16 protein-coding genes are annotated in these 21,051 nt (G+C 53.0%); all 16 read right to left on the reverse strand.

The features are described from left to right. Positions 1-98 precede the first annotated feature (98 nt). Positions 99-2,201, reverse strand: a complete 2,103-nt coding sequence (gene pnp, locus AC6RNO_RS03065) for a polyribonucleotide nucleotidyltransferase (RefSeq protein WP_497104513.1) — start codon at positions 2,199-2,201, stop codon at positions 99-101. A gap of 367 nt (positions 2,202-2,568) precedes the next feature. After that, a complete protein-coding gene (gene rpsO, locus AC6RNO_RS03070) occupies positions 2,569-2,838 on the reverse strand; it encodes a 30S ribosomal protein S15 (RefSeq protein ID WP_474683180.1) in 270 nt (89 codons plus the stop codon). A 152-nt stretch (positions 2,839-2,990) separates the two neighbouring features. Next, on the reverse strand, positions 2,991-3,938 hold the full coding sequence (locus tag AC6RNO_RS03075) for a bifunctional riboflavin kinase/FAD synthetase (RefSeq protein ID WP_497104515.1): 948 nt from the start codon (positions 3,936-3,938) through the stop codon (positions 2,991-2,993). Positions 3,939-3,994: 56 nt separating this feature from the next. Continuing rightward, entirely contained in the window at positions 3,995-4,909 is a 915-nt protein-coding gene (truB, locus tag AC6RNO_RS03080; RefSeq protein WP_474683182.1) for a tRNA pseudouridine(55) synthase TruB, read from the reverse strand. Beyond that, complete coding sequence (locus AC6RNO_RS03085) at positions 4,906-5,907, reverse strand: DHHA1 domain-containing protein (protein WP_497104517.1); 1,002 nt, start codon at positions 5,905-5,907, stop codon at positions 4,906-4,908. Before AC6RNO_RS03085 ends, truB begins: the two co-directional genes overlap by 4 nt. Further along, positions 5,904-6,263 (reverse strand): 30S ribosome-binding factor RbfA, encoded by a 360-nt coding sequence (gene rbfA / locus AC6RNO_RS03090; RefSeq protein ID WP_474683184.1) that lies wholly within the window; start codon positions 6,261-6,263, stop codon positions 5,904-5,906. The genes AC6RNO_RS03085 and rbfA overlap by 4 nt, the downstream gene beginning before the upstream one ends. Before the next feature lie 7 nt (positions 6,264-6,270). Next, positions 6,271-9,141, reverse strand: coding sequence for a translation initiation factor IF-2 (gene infB, locus AC6RNO_RS03095; protein WP_497104520.1), 2,871 nt, complete (start codon positions 9,139-9,141; stop codon positions 6,271-6,273). Between the two features lie 73 nt (positions 9,142-9,214). Continuing rightward, a complete protein-coding gene (locus AC6RNO_RS03100; RefSeq protein ID WP_474683186.1) occupies positions 9,215-9,517 on the reverse strand; it encodes a L7Ae/L30e/S12e/Gadd45 family ribosomal protein in 303 nt (100 codons plus the stop codon). Continuing rightward, complete coding sequence (rnpM, locus tag AC6RNO_RS03105) at positions 9,507-9,821, reverse strand: RNase P modulator RnpM (protein ID WP_497104522.1); 315 nt, start codon at positions 9,819-9,821, stop codon at positions 9,507-9,509. Before rnpM ends, AC6RNO_RS03100 begins: the two co-directional genes overlap by 11 nt. A gap of 46 nt (positions 9,822-9,867) precedes the next feature. Continuing rightward, positions 9,868-10,965 (reverse strand): transcription termination factor NusA, encoded by a 1,098-nt coding sequence (nusA, locus tag AC6RNO_RS03110; protein WP_474683188.1) that lies wholly within the window; start codon positions 10,963-10,965, stop codon positions 9,868-9,870. Between the two features lie 36 nt (positions 10,966-11,001). Beyond that, positions 11,002-11,466: a ribosome maturation factor RimP gene (gene rimP / locus AC6RNO_RS03115; RefSeq protein ID WP_474683189.1), complete on the reverse strand. Its 465-nt coding sequence runs from the start codon at positions 11,464-11,466 to the stop codon at positions 11,002-11,004. Positions 11,467-11,695: 229 nt separating this feature from the next. Beyond that, complete coding sequence (locus AC6RNO_RS03120) at positions 11,696-16,003, reverse strand: PolC-type DNA polymerase III (RefSeq protein ID WP_497104525.1); 4,308 nt, start codon at positions 16,001-16,003, stop codon at positions 11,696-11,698. 75 nt (positions 16,004-16,078) lie between these two features. Then, positions 16,079-17,527 (reverse strand): proline--tRNA ligase, encoded by a 1,449-nt coding sequence (gene proS / locus AC6RNO_RS03125; RefSeq protein WP_474683191.1) that lies wholly within the window; start codon positions 17,525-17,527, stop codon positions 16,079-16,081. 42 nt (positions 17,528-17,569) lie between these two features. After that, positions 17,570-18,829, reverse strand: coding sequence for an RIP metalloprotease RseP (gene rseP / locus AC6RNO_RS03130; RefSeq protein ID WP_497104527.1), 1,260 nt, complete (start codon positions 18,827-18,829; stop codon positions 17,570-17,572). A gap of 231 nt (positions 18,830-19,060) precedes the next feature. Continuing rightward, entirely contained in the window at positions 19,061-20,209 is a 1,149-nt protein-coding gene (locus AC6RNO_RS03135) for a 1-deoxy-D-xylulose-5-phosphate reductoisomerase (protein ID WP_497104529.1), read from the reverse strand. Between the two features lie 19 nt (positions 20,210-20,228). Next, entirely contained in the window at positions 20,229-21,026 is a 798-nt protein-coding gene (locus AC6RNO_RS03140) for a phosphatidate cytidylyltransferase (protein ID WP_474683194.1), read from the reverse strand. Between the last annotated feature and the right edge of the window lie 25 nt (positions 21,027-21,051).

A 21,051-nucleotide genomic window follows, 5' to 3' on the forward strand; every position in this document is an offset into this window, starting at 1 on the left:
CGGCGCAGAAAGCCATGATAAAAAGCAAAAAAGAGACAGACTGATCTGACTCTTTATCCTGGCGCATATGAAATTGTGACTGCGCAAGTCACACGGCTTTAGGTTTGAGCCGGGACTTGCGAAGTTAATGTAGCTTTGCGGGAAAGATTGACACGGCCTTGCTGGTCGATTTCGGTCACCTTTACCGTAATCTGATCGCCGACATTCACGACATCTTCCACTTTCGCCACGCGCTCGGTAGATAGCTGCGAAATGTGCACCAGCCCTTCCTTGCCTGGCAAAATTTCCACGAAGGCGCCGAATTTTTCAACGCGTTTCACCGTACCGAGATAAGTTTCGCCGACGACAACTTCGCGGACGATGCCTTCGATGATCGAACGGGCTTTCTCGTTCATCTCTTGGTTAGAAGAAGCGATAAATACGCGGCCATCCTGCTCGATGTCGATTTTTACGCCGGTTTCTTCAATAATCTTGTTGATGATTTTACCGCCTGCGCCGATGACATCGCGGATTTTGTCCGGATTGATCTGCATCGTAACGATTTTCGGAGCATAAGGCGAAAGAGCTTTCTTGGGCTCATCAATGCGCGCGAGCATTTTGTTCAAAATGTGCATGCGGCCTTCTTTGGCTTGCTCCAAAGACTGCTGCAAAATGCTGCGGTCGATGCCGTCGATTTTGATATCCATTTGCAGCGCGGTTACGCCTTTGGCTGTTCCGGCCACTTTGAAGTCCATATCCCCGAGGTGGTCTTCCATGCCTTGAATGTCGGACAAAATCGAGAAATGGTCGCCGTCTTTAATAAGACCCATGGCGATACCCGCTACAGGAGCTTTAATCGGCACTCCGGCATCCATTAATGCCAGTGTGCTGGCGCAAATACTTGCCTGGGACGTCGAACCGTTCGATTCCAGCACTTCCGATACGAGACGGATCGTGTAAGGGAAATCGGTCTCATTCGGGATGATCGGCTCAAGAGCCCGTTCGCCAAGCGCGCCGTGACCAATTTCTCTGCGGCCCGGCGGACGAAGCGGTCTGGCTTCCCCTACGCTGAACGGCGGGAAATTGTAGTGATGCATGAACCGTTTGGTTTCCGTCAGGTCGAGACCGTCGAGAATTTGCACATCGCCTAATGCGCCCAATGTACATATGCTTAATGCTTGCGTTTGTCCGCGTGTGAACAGTCCGGAGCCGTGTGTGCGCGGCAGCAGCGTGATGTCGCACTCGATCGGACGAATTTCTTCGAGCTTGCGGCCGTCAGGTCTCACTTTGTCGTGAGTGATCAGTCGGCGTACTTCTTCCTTGACGATATCGTACAGCGTTTCTTTCACATCGTCCATGCTGTCCGGCGTTTCCGCATATACCCCAGTGAAATGCTCGACGGCGTCGGCATTCACGGCGTCAATCGCTTCCTGTCTGGCATGCTTCTCGGCAATTTTGATCGCTTCCACGAGGCGCTCTTGCGCGAAGTCGCGAACAGCCTTGCTCACTTCCGCATCGACCGTGTGAAGCTTCACTTCCATTTTCGGCTTGCCCGCCTGTGCGGTAAGCTCTTCAATGACCGCAACGATTTTGCGGATTTCGTCATGGCCGAACATAATCGCTTCCAGCATGACTTCCTCCGGAACTTCGTTCGCGCCCGCTTCCACCATCATGATCGCGTCTTTGGTTCCTGCGACGGTCAGGTGAATGTCGCTTTTCTCGGCTTGCTCCGTCGTCGGATTGATGACGAATTGACCGTCGACGCGGCCGACGATAACGCCGCCGATCGGACCGTTGAACGGCACGTCGGAGATGCTCAGCGCAGCGGACGTACCGATCATCGCCGCGATTTCGGGAGAGCATTCCTGATCGACGCTCATGACGATCGATACGATCTGTACGTCGTTGCGGAAGCCTTCCGGAAACAGCGGACGGATCGGACGGTCGGTAAGACGGCTGGCCAGAATCGCTTTCTCGCTCGGGCGTCCTTCCCGCTTGATGAATCCTCCGGGGATTTTGCCTACGGAGTATAATCTTTCTTCATAGTTGACGGTTAACGGGAAAAAATCGAGATCCTTCGGCTCGCTGGACGCCGTAACCGTACATAGCACGACCGTATCGCCGTAACGTGCGGTAACGGCGGCGTTGGCCTGTTTGGCGAGCCGGCCCGTTTCCAGAATAAACGGTCTGCCGCCGAGGTCCATTTGTACCCTTGTCTCCATAATATCCTCCTTCAAGTTTGGCTTTTCAGTGCGCAAAAACAGAGTCAGGCCCGAAAATATGTACCTAACGTTGAGTCTTCCTCTATTTCTGCATACTCACCAGTATTTCCTTCTTTTACGGTTTTAAAAATAACAATGGTGCATCCGATTGTCCGGTCCCGGTCCCGGAACGCACATTGTCCGTGTACACAAGGATAAACGACTCCGTCGTCCTTCTGGGACGAACGCGTTTATCAAGGTAGATGCGAAGCAAAAGTATAAAACATATACTTTCTTATCTACAGAAAAAGCAACCTTATGCCGCTCTTTCGCTCGGCTCTTATCGAGCCCAGCCATGGAGCGGCAGGTTGCTTCTCGTTGTCGGTTTTTATCGACGCAAGCCGAGCTTTTCAATCAAAGCACTGTAACGTTTCACATCTTTGTTCTTCAGGTATGTCAGCAGCTTACGGCGTTGTCCGACCATTTTGAGCAAACCGCGGCGGGAATGATGATCTTTCTTGTGCGTCCGCAGATGATCCGTCAGGTTAACAATGTTTTCCGTAAGGATAGCGATTTGTACCTCTGGAGAACCCGTGTCGGTATCGTGTACCTTGTGAGTTTGAATCAGTTGAGTTTTGCGCTCTTGTGTTAATGCCATCCTTGTTCACCTCCTGTTTCAAAGTATCCCCTGTAGCCCAGAAAACGCCGGTGATAGCGTGGTTCCAAGCTAAGGTTCCAGCCAAAACGATGCTTCGCTTTGACAACGTTCATCAGTATATCATATCGAATAGGCAGATGTAAATGCCTGGATTATAAAATGGTTGAGAATATTTCTTTCGCAGCCCCGGCATCTTGACCGATTTGCGCAATCAATTCATCGACCGAAGCGAATTTCCGTTCCTGCCGGAGATAAGCGACCAGTTCGACTGCAACTTCCTCGCCGTAAATATCACCGGAAAAATCGAACAAATGAGCCTCCAAAGTCGGTTTCAGCTCCCCGGTTTCAAAAGTGGGCTTTACTCCGATATTCATAACCCCTTTGTAAGGTTCCCCTTTAACATGGGCTTTAACCGCATATACGCCGTTGGCCGGTATGACAAAAGGCTCTTCCAGCCGAATATTGGCCGTCGGAAATCCGATGGTGCGCCCGCGCTTGTACCCGTCTACGACTGTGCCCCGCAGGCCGTAATAACGCCCCAGGAGCCTGCTGGCCGTTCCGATGTCGCCTTGCTGGAGGGCGTCCCGCACCGAGGTGCTGCTCACTTTTTCTCCATCCATATGAAAAGGGCGAACGACTTCTACGGCGAATTTGCCGTGGCTCAGCTCGCAAAGCGAATCCGGATTCCCCCGCCCCTGAAAGCCGAAGGTGAAATCAAAGCCGCAAACGACGCTTTCCACGCCCAGCACGTGCAGAACCCGGTCCACAAAATGTTCGGGAGACAACCGCATGAGCGAAGCATCGAAAGTGACTACGTAAACATGATTCACGCCAAGGGAAGCAAAAATTTCCATCTTCTTGCTCATCGGCGTTAATAGCTCGACATATTTGTCCTGGCCCATCACAGCTCTGGGATGAGGATGGAACGTCATAATGGAAGCGGGAAGTTTCAACTGCTCTGCGGTATGGATCGCGCGGCCGATCACTTCCCTATGCCCCAAATGAACGCCGTCAAAATCGCCGATCGCGAGTACCTGCTTGCCGACGCAGAGAGGAGCCGATTCCAGATCAATCGGATATGATAGCGGAATAATTTTCATAAAAACTGAATTCACCTGCCTATTTCAGCCCGTCCGGTCATGAATCATACGGAAAATTATAAAAATATTTTTACGGGAACAAGCGTTTGATCCCCTTTATTCCATTCAAATAAACCCAGAAAACGCCCGTCCGGCGAATAAGCGCGGAGCAGCGGCTGCAAAGCGCGAACATGCGGAATGCGTCCGGCCTGGCAAGCGATTCGTTTGCCCTGGAGCGCATGCTCCGCTTCCTTGGCTGAAAGCCGCACTTCGGGAATATGCGAAACTGCTTGATCCATGGGGATCATTTTTGCTTGCAGCGTGCCCGCCGCCTTCAGCTGCTCGATCTGCTCAAAGGTCAGACACTGCTCCTGGCGGATATTTCCCGTTGAGGTGCGGATCAAGCTTTTCATCACCGCCGGATAGCCCAGTGCCTTGCCGATATCGACACACAATGTGCGAATGTACGTCCCCTTGGAGCAGCTTACCCGAAAATGGATCTCAGGGTGCTTCGCGTCCGCATCGATGCGCAAAATCTCGATGCCGTGAATCGTTACTTTTCGCGACTTGCGTTCGACTTCCTTGCCTTCGCGGGCCAGTTCGTAGAGCCTCTTTCCGTCCACTTTCACGGCCGAAAACATCGGAGGAACCTGTTCGATCTCCCCCACGAACGACGCCAGAGCGGCGCGGATCTCGTCCTCCCGAAGCGAGACTTGTCCGGCCTCTTCGAGGACGGTTCCCGTCATATCCTCCGTGTCCGTCGCCAGACCGATCAGAAGCACGGCCTCGTATTCCTTCGGCAGATCCTGAATGTATTCCACCATCCGCGTAGCTCGTCCTACGCATAAGGGCAGCACACCCGTAACCTCCGGGTCCAGCGTCCCCGTATGGCCGATCCGCTTGACGCCCAGCAGGCGCCTGGCTTTGGCGACAACGTCGTGCGACGTAAAGTTTTTCGGCTTCCATACCGGCAAAACGCCTTCTAACGTCATATCAGTTCTGTCCCTACTTCCTGAATCATGGTTGCCACCGCTACATCCAGCGTTCCGTGAATCGTACAGCCCGATGCCCGGACATGGCCGCCGCCGCCCAAAGCTTGCGCGATGCGGGCTACGTCCACTTTGCCTGCGGAACGGAGACTCACTTTGATGACACCGGCGGCTTTTTCCTTAAACAGCATCCCCACCTCGACGCCTTCCACATTGCGCGGGTAGTTGACCAGCCCATCGAGATCTTCGCCGGAAGCCCCGGTTGACTCGAGATCCTCAAGCGAAACGGCAAGCCAGGCCAGCTTGCGGTCGCAAGCAAACGAAAGCGTCGGAAGCGCCTTTTGCAGCAGTTCGATCTGGGCAAATGTCAACCGCTCGAGCACCTGCTCGGCGATGTCCGCGCCCTTCACCCCTAGCGCCAACAAAGAAGCGCCTATTTGCAGCACCTCCGGCGTTGTGTTCGAATAGCGGAAACCTCCCGTATCGGTCAAGAGTCCCGTATAAATGCATTCCCCAAACGCCAAAGCGGGCTTGAGGTTCATATGCAATGCCAGATCGTACAAAATTTGCACGGTAGCCGCTGCGTCATCCTTGATCAAATGACACGTCCCGAATTTGTCGTTCGTAGGATGATGGTCAATGTTGAGCAGTTCCGCCCGATCGTCAAAAAGAGTGCTGATCTTGCCTATTCTGGAAAAATCAGCACAATCAACGCTTATGATCGTTTGAAAACTGCGGGCCGGACGCTCCTTGCCGAAGTCCAGCACCCGATCGCTTCCCCACAAATAAGCGAATTTGGATGGCATGGGACCTTCGTTGATCATTGTGAAACATTTCCCAAGCTGCTGCAGCATCCATCCTGTCACATATGTAGAGCCGGCGGCATCCCCATCCGGCTGGATATGGGATACCACCAGGAAATCGTCATGCTGCTCGATAAACTTTGCAGCGGCATCAAGCTGCTGCCTGTACTCGGGTGCATGGTTCATTCCGCTCGTCATAAGTTCGGATTTCCTTCCTCGTTGAGCTTGTGCAGCAGTTGGTCGATGCGGCTTCCATAGTCAATGGAGCTGTCAAACTTGAATTGAAGTTCGGGAATTTTGCGCAAACGAATTCGCTTGCCGAGCTCCGAACGGATATACCCGGTGCCGGAGGCCAACGCTTTGAGCGTGGCTTCCTTCTGCTCGTCGGTTCCCATAACGCTCAGGAACACGCGCGCAAGGGATAAATCGTTCGTAACTTCTACGCCGGTTACCGTCAAAAATCCGATACGCGGATCCTTCAATTCGGATTGTATAATTTGGCTGAGCTCTTTCTTGATTTGCTCACCTACGCGTCCTACTCTTACTCTGGCCATACGTCAATCACCTCTCAACAGTTTCCATGATGAAGGCTTCGATAACGTCCCCTTCTTTAATATCATGATAACGCTCCAGAGATATACCACATTCGTAGCCTTGAGCGACTTCTTTTGCATCGTCCTTGTATCTTTTCAGGGAATCGATCTTGCCTTCATGCACGACGATGCCGCCGCGGATTAAGCGAGCCTGAGCGTTGCGCGTAATTTTGCCGGAGGTGATCATGCAGCCTGCGATCGCACCGACGCCGGTAATTTTGAACACGTTGCGCACTTCGGCTTGACCGAGCACGTTCTCTTTGAAGATCGGATCCAACATGCCTTTCATGGCCTGCTCGATTTCTTCAATGACGTTGTAGATGATGTTGTGCAGACGGATATCCACTTTTTCCTGGTCGGCCGTCGCTTTCGCAGCAGGCTCAGGACGAACGTTAAAGCCGATGATGATCGCATTCGAAGCGGAAGCGAGAATAATATCCGATTCCGTGACCGCGCCGACGCCGTTATGAAGAATTTTTACGCGTACGCCTTCGACTTCAATTTTCTCCAGAGAGCTTTTCAGCGCTTCGACCGAACCTTGAACGTCCCCTTTGATGATGACATTCAAATCTTTGATTTCGCCGTCTTTAATATGTTTGAAGAGATCATCCAGCGTAACGCGCGCGTTGGCGCCCATTTCGGACTGGCGAAGCGCGGTCGCGCGTCTTTCCGCGATGTCTCTGGCTTTGCGCTCATCCTCGTAAGCAAGGAACGGATCCCCTGCTTGAGGCACCTCGGTCAGACCGGTAATTTCGACCGGTGTGGAAGGACCTGCTTCTTTCAAACGTTTGCCTTTGTCATTGACCATCGCTCTGACGCGGCCGAAGCATACGCCAGCTACGAAGCTGTCGCCGACTTTGAGCGTGCCGTGCTGAATAAGAATACGGGCCACGGGACCTCTTCCTTTGTCCAGCTCAGCCTCGATGACTGTTCCTCTTGCCCGCTTGTTCGGATTCGCTTTGTACTCCTGAACTTCGGCGACAAGCAAAATCATCTCCAGCAGGTTCTCAAGTCCGATGCGCTGCTTCGCGGAAATTTCGCAGAAGATCGTGTCTCCGCCCCATTCTTCCGGCACGAGTTCAAATGCCGTAAGAGCCTGCTTGATTTGATCCGGATTAGCGCCTTCTTTATCGATTTTGTTCACCGCGACGATGATCGGGCAGCCAGCCGCTTTGGCATGGTTGATCGCTTCAACGGTCTGAGGCATAACGCCGTCATCCGCCGCAACGACGATAATTGTAATGTCCGTCACTTGAGCGCCGCGGGCACGCATCGTTGTGAACGCTTCGTGGCCCGGAGTATCCAGGAACGTAATTTTTTTATGGTTCACTTCGACCTGATAAGCGCCGATATGCTGCGTGATGCCGCCTGCTTCGCCTTCCGTCACATTCGTTTGGCGGATAGCGTCGAGCAGGGTCGTTTTACCGTGGTCGACGTGACCCATGATCGTAACGACCGGAGGACGCTCCAGAAGATCGGCTTCATCATCGACTTCTTCGAATGTCTCAAAGCGGTCTTCTTCGACTTTGATCTTAACTTCGACCTCAACTCCGAATTCGTTTGCGATGAGTTGGATCGAATCCAAATCAAGCTCCTGGTTAATCGTCGCCATGACGCCCAGGAAGAGCAGCTTTTTAATGACTTCCGAAGCATCTTTATGAAGCAGTTTGGCCGTTTCGCCGACCGTCATGCTGCCGCGGACGATGATCTTCTTCGGCGTATTGTCGATTTTCTCTTTCTTCACTGGTTCCTGCTGGAATCTGCCTCTTTGATTGCCTCTTTGGTTGTTTCTGGAATTGCCGCCTGGGCCGCGGTTGCCGCCTTGTTTGCCATCGTCGAAACGTTTGGTCGTCGGCTTCGTTTTCTTCGTCGTTTTCACGCCGGCTTTAGCCGCCGCTTCATCCAATTCCGCTGCCGTCGCGCCAACGTGGAACTGCGGCTTCGCTTCCTGGATGACCGGTCTGCTGCTCTGATTGTGGCGGTTGTCAAACTGACGGGCCGGACGGTTCGACGAAGTGCTGCGGTTCGGAGTGCCTCCGCCTTGCGGACGGTTGCCGCCTCCCGCATTCGATCCGCCGGACGAAGCATTGCCGCCCTGATTCGGGCGAGGGCCGGAATTGTTGAAGCCGCCGCTGCGGTTGCCGCCGCCTTGACCCTGACCTTGGCCTTGCCCGCCTGAGCGCCCATTAAAATTGCCGCCGCCGGAAGGACGCTGATCGTTCTGACGGTACGGTCTTTGATCGCCGGAACGCTGCTGGCCGCCTTGACGCTGGTCTCCGCTGCGATTGCCGCCGCCTTGACCCTGGCCTTGACCTTGACCTTGATAATTCGTGCGTTGACCCTGGCCTTGCCCGCCTTGGCGTTGGTCGCGCTGCGGCTGAGCCGGACGGCTGGCCACATATTGATCGTCGGAGCGTCGGGATTGCCCGCCTTGATGGCCCTGTCTTTGGCCTTGCGATGCTTGATTATGCTGTTGTTGAGGCGCGGATGGTTTTGTTCCGCTGCCGCTGTTTGCTTGCTGCGATGCCGGTTTCGAAGCCGAGTTCGCAGCTCCTTTATTTTCTGGTGTAGAACCCTGTCCTGCAGGCTTCTGATTAGTCGTCGTTGAGTTCACATTTCCTCCGTCCGTAGCTGCCCGCTTGGCAGCCGCATTTGCTTTAATATCGCGAAAAAATCTTTCCACACTATCCACCGCTTCATTCTCCATGACGCTCATGTGATTGTTAACGGGAATATTTAAACGTTTGAGAATCGTAATGATCTCTTTGCTGCTCATATTGAGCGATTTGGCATATTCGTAAACGCGAAGTTTGTCCTTATTATCCTGTTTATTTGTCAATACTTTTCACCTCCGCAGTAATTATACTGAAAGCGGACTGCATCTAACTTCTTTTAAACATCGGAGCCGGCTTTCAGTCTACCTGACACTTCAGCAGCATCTGTGCGAAGCCTCCGTCCAAGACGCCGAGAATGACGCGCATTTCCTTGCCAATGCTGCCTCCCAGTTCCGCCTTGGAGCCCATTTCCATGAGCGTAACCCCATAGAATCGGCATTTATCTTGAAACTTTTTGTGCGTATTGGCGGAAGCATCCTCTGCGATAATGACCAGTTTGGCCTCGCCCGAGCGAATGGCCTTCATCACGCCTTCGTCGCCGGTTACCAACTTGCCTGCCCGCATGGCTAAACCCAAATGAGATAAAAATTTATTCTTCATCGTCCGTCATCTCCTCTTTCGAAGAGATAAACTCGTCTTCCACTTTAATGAAATCCTGCTCCAACTGGTCGTAAATTTCAGCGCTCACCGTATGCTTCAGCGCCCGGTCCAGCGCCTTGCTTTTCTTGGCCAGCTTAAAACAGGAAACTTTGCCGCACAGGTAGGCACCGCGCCCGGACTTTTTCCCTTTCAGATCGATAAGAATCTCGCCTTCAGGCGTTTTGACGATGCGGATCAGTTCCCGCTTCGGCATCATCTCCTGGCAGGCCACACATTTTCTCAAAGGGACTTTTCTTTGTTTCATTCCCCGGTCACCCCCTTGATTTCGGCAAACTTAAGCGCAGTCCGGCTTAATCGATGCTGACGGAATCCTGATGCATCTCTTCCGTCGATGTCCTCGGTCTGCCGTATTCTTGTTCCGCTTGCGATTCGCTCTTGATATCGATCTTCCAACCGGTCAGTTTAGCCGCCAGACGGGCGTTCTGACCTTTGATGCCGATCGCGAGCGACAATTGATAATCCGGCACGATCACGCGGGCCATTTTCTCCGTTTCATGCACTTGCACTTCGAGCACTTTAGAAGGGCTGAGCGCGTTGGCAACGTACTCTTCCACGCTCTCCATCCAGCGCACGATGTCGATTTTCTCGCCGCGCAGCTCGCTGACGATCGTCTGCACGCGCATTCCTTTCGGGCCTACGCAGGAGCCGACGGGATCCACTTCGTCATTGCGGGAGTGCACGGCGATCTTGGAGCGGAACCCGGCTTCGCGCGCTACGGAGCGAATTTCAACCACGCCGTCGAAAATTTCCGGAACTTCCAGCTCAAACAGCCGTTTGAGCAAGCCCGGATGCGTTCTCGACAAAATGATTTGCGGACCTTTGGTCGTATTTTCCACTTTCGTAATGTAAGCCTTGATCCGGTCGCCTTGCTTGAATTTGTCGGTCGGCATCAGTTCGGTAAGCGGAAGCACGGCTTCTACCTTGCCCAGGTCCACATAAATGTTGCGTTGATCCTGGCGCTGCAAAATGCCTGTTACGATATCTTCCTCTTTATCGATAAAAGCGTTGTAGATCAAGCCTCTCTCCGCTTCGCGGATACGCTGGGTGACGACCTGCTTTGCCGTCTGGGCGGCAATACGGCCGAAATCGCGCGGCGTAACTTCAATCTCCACGATGTCGTCAAGCTGATAGTTCGGATTGATTTCCCGGGCCGCGTGAAGCGAAATTTCCATTCTTGGGTCCAGCACTTCTTCCGTCACGTTTTTGCGAGCGTAAACTCTAATCAAACCCGTTTGGCGGTTAATGTCTACGCGCACATTCTGCGCGGTGTTGAAATTTCTTTTATAGCTCGAAATCATCGCTGCCTCGATCGCGTCAATCAACAGCTCCTTGGAGATGCCTTTCTCACGTTCAATTTCCGACAGCGCTTCGATAAAATCCATGTTCATTTGAACCGAGTTCCCCCTTTCAATAAATAGCAATCGCTAAAAGACTATGGCCAACCTGGCGCTGGCTACTTTTGCGAGCGGAATCGTGCTCTTCTTTTTGCCAGCTTCAACGACAAGCTGCTCACCGTCGTAAGACAACAGCAACCCTTCGAATTCCTTCGCACCGTCAATCGGCTCATAAGTCGTAATAAATACATGACTGCCTACAGCCTTCTGATAATCTTGAGGCTTTTTCAGCGGACGCTCCGCCCCCGGCGAAGATACTTCCAGGAAATAAGCGTCGGCGATCGGATCCTTCTCGTCGAGCTTGGCGCTTAAATATTCGCTGATACGGCCGCAATCATCTATATCAATGCCGCCTTCTTTGTCTGCATAGACGCGAAGGAACCAGTTGCTGCCTTCTTTGACGTATTCGATATCCACGAGCTCAAATCCATTCTGCTCGATGAAATCTTTCAGCATGTCCTCAACGACGGATTTGATGTGCGCTTGTGTAACCACGTATTGATATACCCTCCTAAATTGAACTTTCGCATTCTGAGCAGCTTCATAAGCCAACCTACCCGCGCCGGTTACACCCAGCGCGAAAAGTCCTATATCAAAATGTAAAGAGTGGGTTTCCCCACTCTTTAATCACAAGATGATATCCTCATTATTGCCAAGAAAAATTATACCATAACCGTTAACGGCTTTACAATAGGAAGATTGGTAATTCATGCTGTTTTGCGGATTAGAATAAGGACAACTGATTCGATTCCGGCAAGCCGCGGAAACAGCCCATGGAAGCGAGCAGTTCGACGATCGTCTTCGAAGCTTTCGAGCGGTTTTGGAAATCTTCCACAGACAGGAAATCGCCTTCCTCTTTGGCGGCGGCGATATTTTTCGCAGCGTTCTCCCCGATTCCCTGCATCGCGGCAAACGGCGGAATCAGCGCAGTGCCGTCAATGAGAAAACGTGTCGCATCGGAACGGTACAGATCGATCGGCTTGAAGCTGAAGCCGCGGGCCGTCATTTCCAGCGCCATCTCGAGGATGGACACCATCGCTTTTTCCTTCGGCAGAGCCTGGAAGCCCTTCTCCTCGATTTCGATCAGCTTCTTCAAGATGGCGTCATAGCCCTGGCACAAAATTTCCAGGTCAAAGTCCGAAGCGCGCACGCTGAAATAAGTCGCGTAGTAAGCAAGCGGGTGATACACCTTGTAGTACGCCGTGCGCACGGCGGAGATGACGTAGGCGGCAGCGTGTGCTTTCGGGAACATGTATTCGATCCGTTCGCACGACTCGATGTACCAGGCCGGCACGTTGCAGCGCTTCATCTCTTCCTTCCACTCGTCCGTCAGCCCTTTGCCTTTCCGCACGCTCTCGGTAATTTTGAACGCAAGTCCGGCATCCATGCCGGCTTTGTAGATCAAATAGAGCATGATATCGTCACGGCAGCCGATCACCGTCTTAATGTTGCATATGCCTTTCTTGATCAGCTCCTGCGCATTGCCCAGCCAAACTCCGGTGCCGTGGGACAAACCGGAAATTTGCAACAAGTCGGCAAACGTGCTCGGCTGCGTCTCCTGCAGCATCTGCCGCACGAACTTCGTTCCCATTTCGGGAACTCCGTACGTGGCGACGGGCGAGCGAATTTGCTCCGGCGTAACGCCGAGAGCTTCCGTCGAGTTGAAGATGCTCATCGCCTTCCGGTCGTTCATGGGCAGCGTAGTCGGATCGATGCCGGTCAAATCCTGCAGCATCCGCATCATCGTCGGATCGTCGTGCCCGAGAATATCGAGCTTCAGCAAGTTCGCGTCGAATGCGTGATAATCGAAGTGCGTCGTCTTCCACTCCGCGCTCGTATCGTCGGCCGGATACTGCACCGGCGTAATGTCGTCGACCTCGATATAGTCGGGGACGACGACGATGCCGCCGGGATGCTGGCCCGTGCTCCGCTTCACGCCGGTGCAGCCGGCCGCAAGCCGGTTCAGCTCGGCGCCCCGCCATTTTCGGCCGTGCTCCTCTTCGTACTTCTTCACGAAGCCGAAGGCCGTCTTTTCCGCAACCGTGCCGATGGTGCCCGCGCGAAATACGCTTTTCTCGCCGAACAGCACCTTCGTATAGTTATGGGCGACAGGCTGGTATTCGCCCGAAAAGTTCAAATCGATATCGGGGACTTTGTCCCCCTTGAAGCCAAGGAACGTCTCGAACGGAATGTCGTGTCCGTCCCCGCGCATATTCGTGCCGCAGTGCGGGCAAATTTTGTCCGGAAGATCGAAGCCCGACGGCACGCTTCCGTCCAGAAACCATTCGCTCTGCTTGCAGGAATGGCAAACATAGTGCGGCGGCAGCGGGTTTACCTCCGAGATGCCCAGCATCATTGCGACGACGGAGGAGCCTACGGAGCCCCGGGAGCCAACGAGGTATCCGTCTTCGTTGGACTTTTTCACGAGCCGCTCGGAAATCAAATAGTTCGCCGAGAAGCCGTACTTGATGATCGGCACGAGCTCTTTTTCCAAACGGGCCACTATAACTTCCGGCAGTTCGTCGCCATAGATGCTTTTGGCCGTGCTGTAGCAGGTGCTGCGAATCTCGTCATCCGCGCCTTCGATAATCGGTGTAAACAGCTTGTCCGGAAACAGCTGGATTTCCTCAAACCGGTCAGCGAGCTCGTTAGTGTTGCGGATCACGACTTCGTGCGCCTTGTCCTCGCCAAGGAATTTGAACTCTTCCAGCATCTCTTTTGTCGTACGGAAATGGGCGTCCGGCTTTTTCATATCTTTAAGCGGGCTAAAGCCTGTGATCCCGTGTATAGTGATGTCCCGGAACAATTTTTCCCTTGGATGCAAATAATGGACGTTGCCCGTCGCGATGACTGGCTTGCCCAGCTTACTGGCGATCTGGCACACGCGTCTTACCGCACCCTCCAAATCTTCCTTGCTGCCGACCAGTCCTTTGTCTACCAGATGCATGTTGTAGCTGACAGGCTGGATTTCCAGCACATCGTAAAACTCGGCTACCTGCTCGGCCTCTTCCACCGATTTATTGAGCACAGCCTCGAAAAACTCGCCTTTCTCGCAGCCCGAGACGACGAGAAGCCCGTCCCGCAGCTCTACGAGCTTGCTTTTGGGAATGCTGGCCACCCTGTGAAAATATTCGGTGTGAGAGAGGGAGACAAGCTTGAACAAATTTTTCTTGCCGACGGCGTTCAGCGCATAAATATTGCAGTGAAACGGCCGCTGAGTCCTTAAATCCTTACCGACATATTCATTCAATCCGGCAAGATTCGTCATGTTGCGTTCACTGGCTTCATTGATCAAATGAAACAGCACGTATCCCAAAGCGATCGAGTCGTCAACCGCGCGGTGATGGCTTTCCAGGCTGACTTTGAATTTGTCGGTCAATGTGTTGAGACGGTGATTTTTTAATGTCGGGAACAGCAAGCGCGCAAGCTCCAGCGTGTCCAGAACCGGGTTCGGCAGCTCCGGCAAGCCCATCTGTTTCAAATTGGCCTGAATGAATCCCATATCGAATCGGGCGTTATGTGCAACAAGAATCGCGTCCTCGACAAACGCCACAAACTCCGGCAGCTTGTCCTCCAGTTCGGGAGCGTCCTTGACCATGTCGTCGTTAATGTTCGTCAACTGCTGAATATTGTAAGGAATTCGCTCATGCGGATTAATAAATGTCGCAAAACGGTCGATTTCTTTGCCGTCCTGCATTTTCACGCCTGCAAGCTCGATAATTTTATTATTCGTCACGGACAAGCCCGTGGTCTCAATATCGAAAATAACATAAGTCCCTTGTTTGAGATCGATGTCCTGCGCATTCATCGCGATCGGGATGGAATCGTTCACGACGTTCGCCTCGATGCCGTAAATCACTTTGATCCCGTGCTTTTTGCCGGCTTTTCCCGCCTCGGGGAAACATTGAATGTTGCTGTGATCGGTAATGGCGATCGCTTTATGCCCCCATTTGGCGGCCATTTTAATGTATTGATCGACCGGCGTCAAGCCGTCCATCGTGCTCATCGCCGTATGTAGATGAAACTCTACGCGCTTTTCGGCTGCGTCGTCCATACGATCCTTGGGTCCCATCACTTCGTTGAGGTCATTCGGAATCATGACCAATTCGGGAATTTGCATGAAGCGGTCGTATTCCACTTTGCCCCGGGCTCTAATCCATGTGCCGTTCGCCAGCAGGCTGAGAATTTTGACATCGTCCTTCGTTTTGGCAAAAACCTTCATGGACATCGAGTCCGTAAAGTCCGTTAAATTAAACGTGAACAGCGTACTGCCGTTCCTTAATTCCTTGACATCAAGGCCGAAAACGGTCCCCTGCACCGTCACTTTCTTTTCCTCTTCCACAATATCTTTCAGCGGCGTCGGCACTTCCTTGATATCGTAACCGATCATCAGCTTAAGATCCGTATCCGGCAGCGAAGACTCCTCTTCCTGCTCGATGGACATCATGATCTCTTGCGTTACGGTTTTCTCTTCTTCTTCGATCAGTTTGGCAAAACGTTCCTTCTCCGCCTCCGCGTCGCTCGAATCGCTCAGCCCGTACTTCACGGTGAAATCCGTCTGAAAATAGTTCAGGAAAAAGTTTCTCGCGTACATATCGATATTTTTCTTCTTGGCCAGTTCCAAACCGATCTGGTCCAGCATCATTAAAGTGAGGTTATGCCCCTGCACTTCAAACTTCGCCCTGCTCATCCAGCCGTTGACGGTAGCGGCTTCCCGCTGCAGCCATTCGATAAACAAAGACCAGTATTCGGCGACCAAATCGGCCGGGTCGGCTTGTTCGAACCGCCAAATAAAGCGAATTTTGGCGATATGGGCGAATTTTTCCTGAATCGTTTTGCAAAAAGAGCGGTATATGTTCTGAGGCACTAATTCGTTTTTGATCAAATAAAAGGTCCAATCCCGATTCTTGCGGCTAATCTCCACCTGATCGATATACCCTTCCGAAAAAAACGAGCGGATCGTCTCGGCCGGAATCTCCGCTTGCTGCATCAATAGCTCAAAGCGATTCCTTTTGTCAGCCAGATTACTCATGAACATCCTCCCCAAGAAAAATACGAAGGGCAAAGGAGATGGTGCATTCCGTTTGCCCTTTTATAACACCTGCTATTAGTAACTGCGGCCAAATACGACGGTGTGTTCGGCAGCTTCCCCGCATACCAGACAAGTCGATTTCGTCACGGACGGCGAGAACGGAATATTGCGGCTTGTCGCCCCCGTCTCTTCCTTAACCTGCGATTCGCAAGCTTCCGAGCCGCACCAGCCGGCTAGCGCAAAGCCGCGCTTGCCTTCGAGGAACGTCTTGAATTCATCAAGCGTATCGACGGCGACGAAGTGTTCGTCTCTGAACTGCTTCGCTTTATCATACATCTGCTGATGAATCTCAGCAAGCAAATTTTGCACTTCCTGAACAAAATCGGCCTGGGCCACCACTTTTTTCTCGCCGCTGACTCTGGATACGAGAACGACTTGGCCGTTCTCCATGTCGCGGGGACCGAGCTCGACGCGAATCGGCACGCCTCTCATCTCGTATTCGTTGAATTTCCAGCCCGGACTTTGATCCGGACGGTCGTCCACTTTCACGCGAACGCCGGCTTTTTTCAGCTCCGCGTACAGCTCGTCCACCCGCGCTACGACCTGCTCTCTCGTTTTCGGAGGACCGATCGGAATCATCACCACTTGCGTCGGAGCCACCTTTGGAGGAAGCGCCAGTCCGCGGTCGTCGCCGTGAACCATAATCAAAGCGCCGATGAGCCGCGTGCTCACGCCCCACGACGTCGTATGGGCGAATTGGTGCTGATTCTCGCGGTCCAGATACTTGATATCGAAAGCTACGGCAAAATTCGTGCCCAGGTAATGCGATGTTCCGGCTTGTACCGCTTTGCCGTCTTTCATCATCGCTTCGATGGAGTACGTAGCGACCGCCCCGGCGAATTTCTCCGACGGCGTTTTCTGACCGACGATAACCGGTATCGCCAGGAAGTTTTCGGCAAAATCGCGGTAAACCTCCAGCATTTGCATCGTTTCGCGGCGGGCATCCTGCTCGTCCTCATGCGCCGTATGGCCTTCCTGCCATAAAAATTCGCTCGTGCGCAGGAACGGCTGCGTTCTTTTTTCCCAACGGACGACGTTCGCCCATTGGTTGATCAGCAGCGGAAGATCGCGATACGAATTGATCCATTCCGAATACATATGGCCGATCATCGTCTCGGAAGTAGGACGAATCGCGAGACGCTCCTCCAGCTTCTCCCCGCCCGCTTCCGTCACCCAAGGAAGTTCGGGATTAAAGCCTTCGACGTGCTCTTTCTCTTTCTGGAAAAAACTTTCCGGGATGAACAGCGGGAAGTATGCGTTACGGTGCCCCGTTTCTTTGAAGCGGGCATCCAGCTCGCGCTGAATGTTCTCCCAGATTTCGTAGCCGTCCGGCTTGAAAACGATGCATCCGCGCACAGGCGAGTAGCTCATCAGGTCGGCTTTTTTTATTACATCTATGTACCAGCGGGAGAAATCTTCTCCCTGTGGGGTAATTTCTTTAACAAACTGCTTATCGTTCGACATGTTCTCCTCCTCAGAACTTCCATACGGAAATCTTCCCTCGCGCTACCCTTTAATCAATCTTAAAATGTCGTTGTACGTCACGGCTACCATCAGCAGCATGAGCAGCGCGAAGCCGATGAAGTGCACCATGCTCTCGCGGTTCGGATCGATCGGCTTGCCGCGCAGCGCCTCAAGCCCCATGAAGAGCAAACGGCTTCCATCCAGCGCCGGAATAGGCAGGAGGTTGAATATGCCCAAGTACAAGCTCAGCGTCGCCGCCCAAGAGATCAAGTAGCTCATGCCCATCTTGGCGAATTCGGCGGAAACCTGCGCCGTCCGGAGGGGACCTCCCAAGTCGTCGAGCTTGAACTGGAGCATGACCAGCTTTTGCAGCCCGGTCATGATCCCGATCGTCGTGCCGACCACCTGATCATAGGTTCCCTTGATGACTTCGGTGAAAGTAGCGCTGCGCCGGTCTCCCGAGATCACAACTCCGAGCTTGCCTGCTCCGGACTCCATTTCCGGTGTAACTTGCAGCGTCAATGGACTGCCGGCGCGGTTCACAACCCAATTCATCGGTTTGCCTGCGGACTGCTGGATAGCCGTCACCAGCTTCTCCCGGTCGTCGCCGATAGGCTGATTATCGATCGAGATAATGATATCTCCGTTTTTGAGCCCCGCTTTATCTCCCGCCTTGCCGGCCACAACCGAATCCAGCTTCACATTCGTGAAGACGCCCATCATAATGACCAGGATCAAAAACAGGACAATTGCCAGCACAAAGTTCATCACAGGCCCCATTACGATGGCCAGAGCCCTTTGCCCTACCGTCTTGCTGCCGAACTGGCGGTCATAAGGGGCGATCTGCGTTTCCGTTCCTTTGGTCACGAGCAGCGCTTTCGGGTCGATCGGATACGTGACCGATTCCCCGTCAACGTCCAGCGTAACGCTCAGGCTGCGTTCCAGATCGATTTTGTCAACGACGCCGACGATCACGTTGGAGCGCCGATCCAGTTGATCGAGGTACAACGCGGAGACCTGGTTTTGCTTGTTCAAGTTGACGGCGATCGTCTGCCCGGCATTGATCTGGACAATTTCCGGATCTTCCCCGGCCATCCGCACGAACCCTCCGATCGGAAGCATGCGCAGCGTATACCTGGTTTCTCCTTTTTTATATGAAAAAAGCTTTGGCCCGAAACCGATCGCGAACTCCCTGACCAAAATGCCCGCGCGCTTGGCAAAATAAAAATGGCCCCATTCATGTATCGTCACGAGAACGAAAAACAATAAAATTACTTTTAATCCAACTTCAATGGCTGACAAGTCGTACCTTCCTCCTTAGAGCCTTTGTGCAAAAAGGCTTTCAACGTAAGCATGTGCCTAGCTTCGCAAATGGGCATTATTTTCAGAATAGCATGTTCTTAGATTACCATTATTGAACGACTGAATACAAGCTATCCCTACTTGCACAGTATACGGCAAAAGAGGACGGTTTAGACTCCGGCGTTATTCCAAAAAAGAGCCGAGCCAACGGATTGACCTGAGCTCCCCCGGCTAAAAATGAATCGACGATGCATGAGCCCTTGCCCAGGCATCCTGTTCCTGAATCGTTTCCAGCGACGGCGCGGAGACCGGCTCGTGCTTTCCGACGGTTTCCTCGATCACCCGCTCGATTTGCAAGAACGTGATTTCCCCTTGCAGAAAACGGGCTACCGCCACTTCATTGGCGGCATTGAATACCGTAGTCGACGTGCCGCCCTGCCGGCCGCACTCGTAAGCCATCCGCAGACAAGGAAAACGGTCGAAATCCATTTCGCTAAAATGCAATTTGCCGACGGCCGCCAGATCCAGCTTTTGAGTCGGGGTCGGCAGCCGATGCGGGTACGTAAGCGCATACTGGATCGGTACGCGCATATCCGGGTTGCCAAGCTGGGCGATCAAGCTGTTGTCGGCGAACTCCACGTAAGAATGGATGACGCTTTCGGGATGAATCAGCACGCCGATTTGGTCGTAGGATAATCCGAACAACCAGTGAGCTTCAATGACTTCCAGCCCTTTGTTCACCATTGTCGCGGAGTCGATTGTAATTTTGGCGCCCATGGACCAGTTCGGATGCTGCAGCGCTTGTTCGACCGTAACTCCTTCGAGTTCTTTGCGTGTACGGTCGCGGAACGAGCCCCCGGAGGCGGTCAGCGTGATCTTCGCGACGTCGCTGCGGTTTTCGCCGTTCAGGCATTGAAAAATAGCCGAATGCTCGCTGTCTATCGGCAGCATGTCCACACCGCTGCGCTTGACCGCTTCGGTCACGATATGCCCCGCGCTGACCAGCGTTTCTTTGTTCGCCAGCCCGATATGTTTGCCCGCGGCGATGGCCGCCAGCGTCGGTCTGAGCCCCTGGCTGCCTACCAGCGCGGTAACCACCATCTCGGCTTCCGTCGCCGCGGCGGCTTCCATCAAGCCTTCTTCGCCGTAGACGACTTTCGTTCCGGCCGGAACATGCAGCGCAACTTCGTCGGCCAGATGTTTGGCGGCAACGGACACAAGTTTCGGACGAAACTGCCGGGCTTGTTCGATAATAAGCTTGCTGTTATATCCGCCGGATAAGGCCTCAACCGAAAAACGATCCGGCGCGTGCGCAATAACGTCAAGCGTTTGCGTGCCAACCGATCCGGTCGATCCAAGGATCGCAATGCGTTTTGTCATCAATACACCTCGTAAACGGCTAGGATTGCGGGAGCAACCCTAACAATTGAATGAAAGGAAAAACAATTAGCCAGCTGTCGGTTCGATCGAGCACTCCGCCATGACCCGGAAGCAGGGTACCCGTGTCCTTAATGCCTTTGACCCGTTTGTAAGCAGACTGGATCAAATCGCCGATTTGACCGACCACCGCTATGACAAGGCCCAAATAAATCGCTCTCCCGTAGGAAAGCAGCGACGGAGCGTACCATGCGAACACGAGCGCGGCGATAACCGCAATGACGATGCCGCCGATGGAGCCTTCGATTGATTTTTTCGGACTGATTTGCGGCCATAGCGGATGTTTCCCGATTACGGATCCTACGAAATAGGCCCCGGAATCCGATGCCCAAATGCATACGAACACAAGCACCGCCCAAAACAAGCCATTCTCAGGCATCCGCGCCGAAATCATATAATGAAAGCCGAGGCCGATATAAACCGCACCTAATAAAATGACCGATATTTGATCGATCGTAATTGTATTCTTGGAAGCTACCGTGATGAACAGGAGGACAAACATTGCAAGCCATATGACAGCCGTAAAATTGACGGGAAGCTCCACATGCAGCATTTCCCAAGGAACGGCCAGCAGCAGCATAGCGGCCAAACCAATCAAGGAGGATAGCTTATATTTGCCGTAACCGTTCATTTGGATGTACTCCCGATAGCCGATTATCGAAAGAAGGACAATCAATCCGGCATACCAATAGCCGCCAAGCACTAACAAGGTAATGAATACGAGTCCGGCAATAACTCCTGTGATGATTCGTTGCTTCAAAGTGACTCCTCCTCAGAGTTTTGCG

The organism is Paenibacillus sp. sgz302190, assembly GCF_059820445.1.

Coding starts and splice junctions, on each gene's coding strand:
- pnp (WP_497104513.1), bottom strand. CDS start 2,201: ATGGAGACAAGGGTACAAATGGACCTCGGCGGCAGACCGTTTATTCTG.
- rpsO (WP_474683180.1), bottom strand. CDS start 2,838: ATGGCATTAACACAAGAGCGCAAAACTCAACTGATTCAAACTCACAAG.
- AC6RNO_RS03075 (WP_497104515.1), bottom strand. CDS start 3,938: ATGAAAATTATTCCGCTATCATATCCGATTGATCTGGAATCGGCTCCT.
- truB (WP_474683182.1), bottom strand. CDS start 4,909: ATGACGTTAGAAGGCGTTTTGCCGGTATGGAAGCCGAAAAACTTTACG.
- AC6RNO_RS03085 (WP_497104517.1), bottom strand. CDS start 5,907: ATGACGAGCGGAATGAACCATGCACCCGAGTACAGGCAGCAGCTTGAT.
- rbfA (WP_474683184.1), bottom strand. CDS start 6,263: ATGGCCAGAGTAAGAGTAGGACGCGTAGGTGAGCAAATCAAGAAAGAG.
- AC6RNO_RS03100 (WP_474683186.1), bottom strand. CDS start 9,517: ATGAAGAATAAATTTTTATCTCATTTGGGTTTAGCCATGCGGGCAGGC.
- rnpM (WP_497104522.1), bottom strand. CDS start 9,821: ATGAAACAAAGAAAAGTCCCTTTGAGAAAATGTGTGGCCTGCCAGGAG.
- nusA (WP_474683188.1), bottom strand. CDS start 10,965: ATGAACATGGATTTTATCGAAGCGCTGTCGGAAATTGAACGTGAGAAA.
- AC6RNO_RS03120 (WP_497104525.1), bottom strand. CDS start 16,003: ATGAGTAATCTGGCTGACAAAAGGAATCGCTTTGAGCTATTGATGCAG.
- proS (WP_474683191.1), bottom strand. CDS start 17,527: ATGTCGAACGATAAGCAGTTTGTTAAAGAAATTACCCCACAGGGAGAA.
- AC6RNO_RS03135 (WP_497104529.1), bottom strand. CDS start 20,209: ATGACAAAACGCATTGCGATCCTTGGATCGACCGGATCGGTTGGCACG.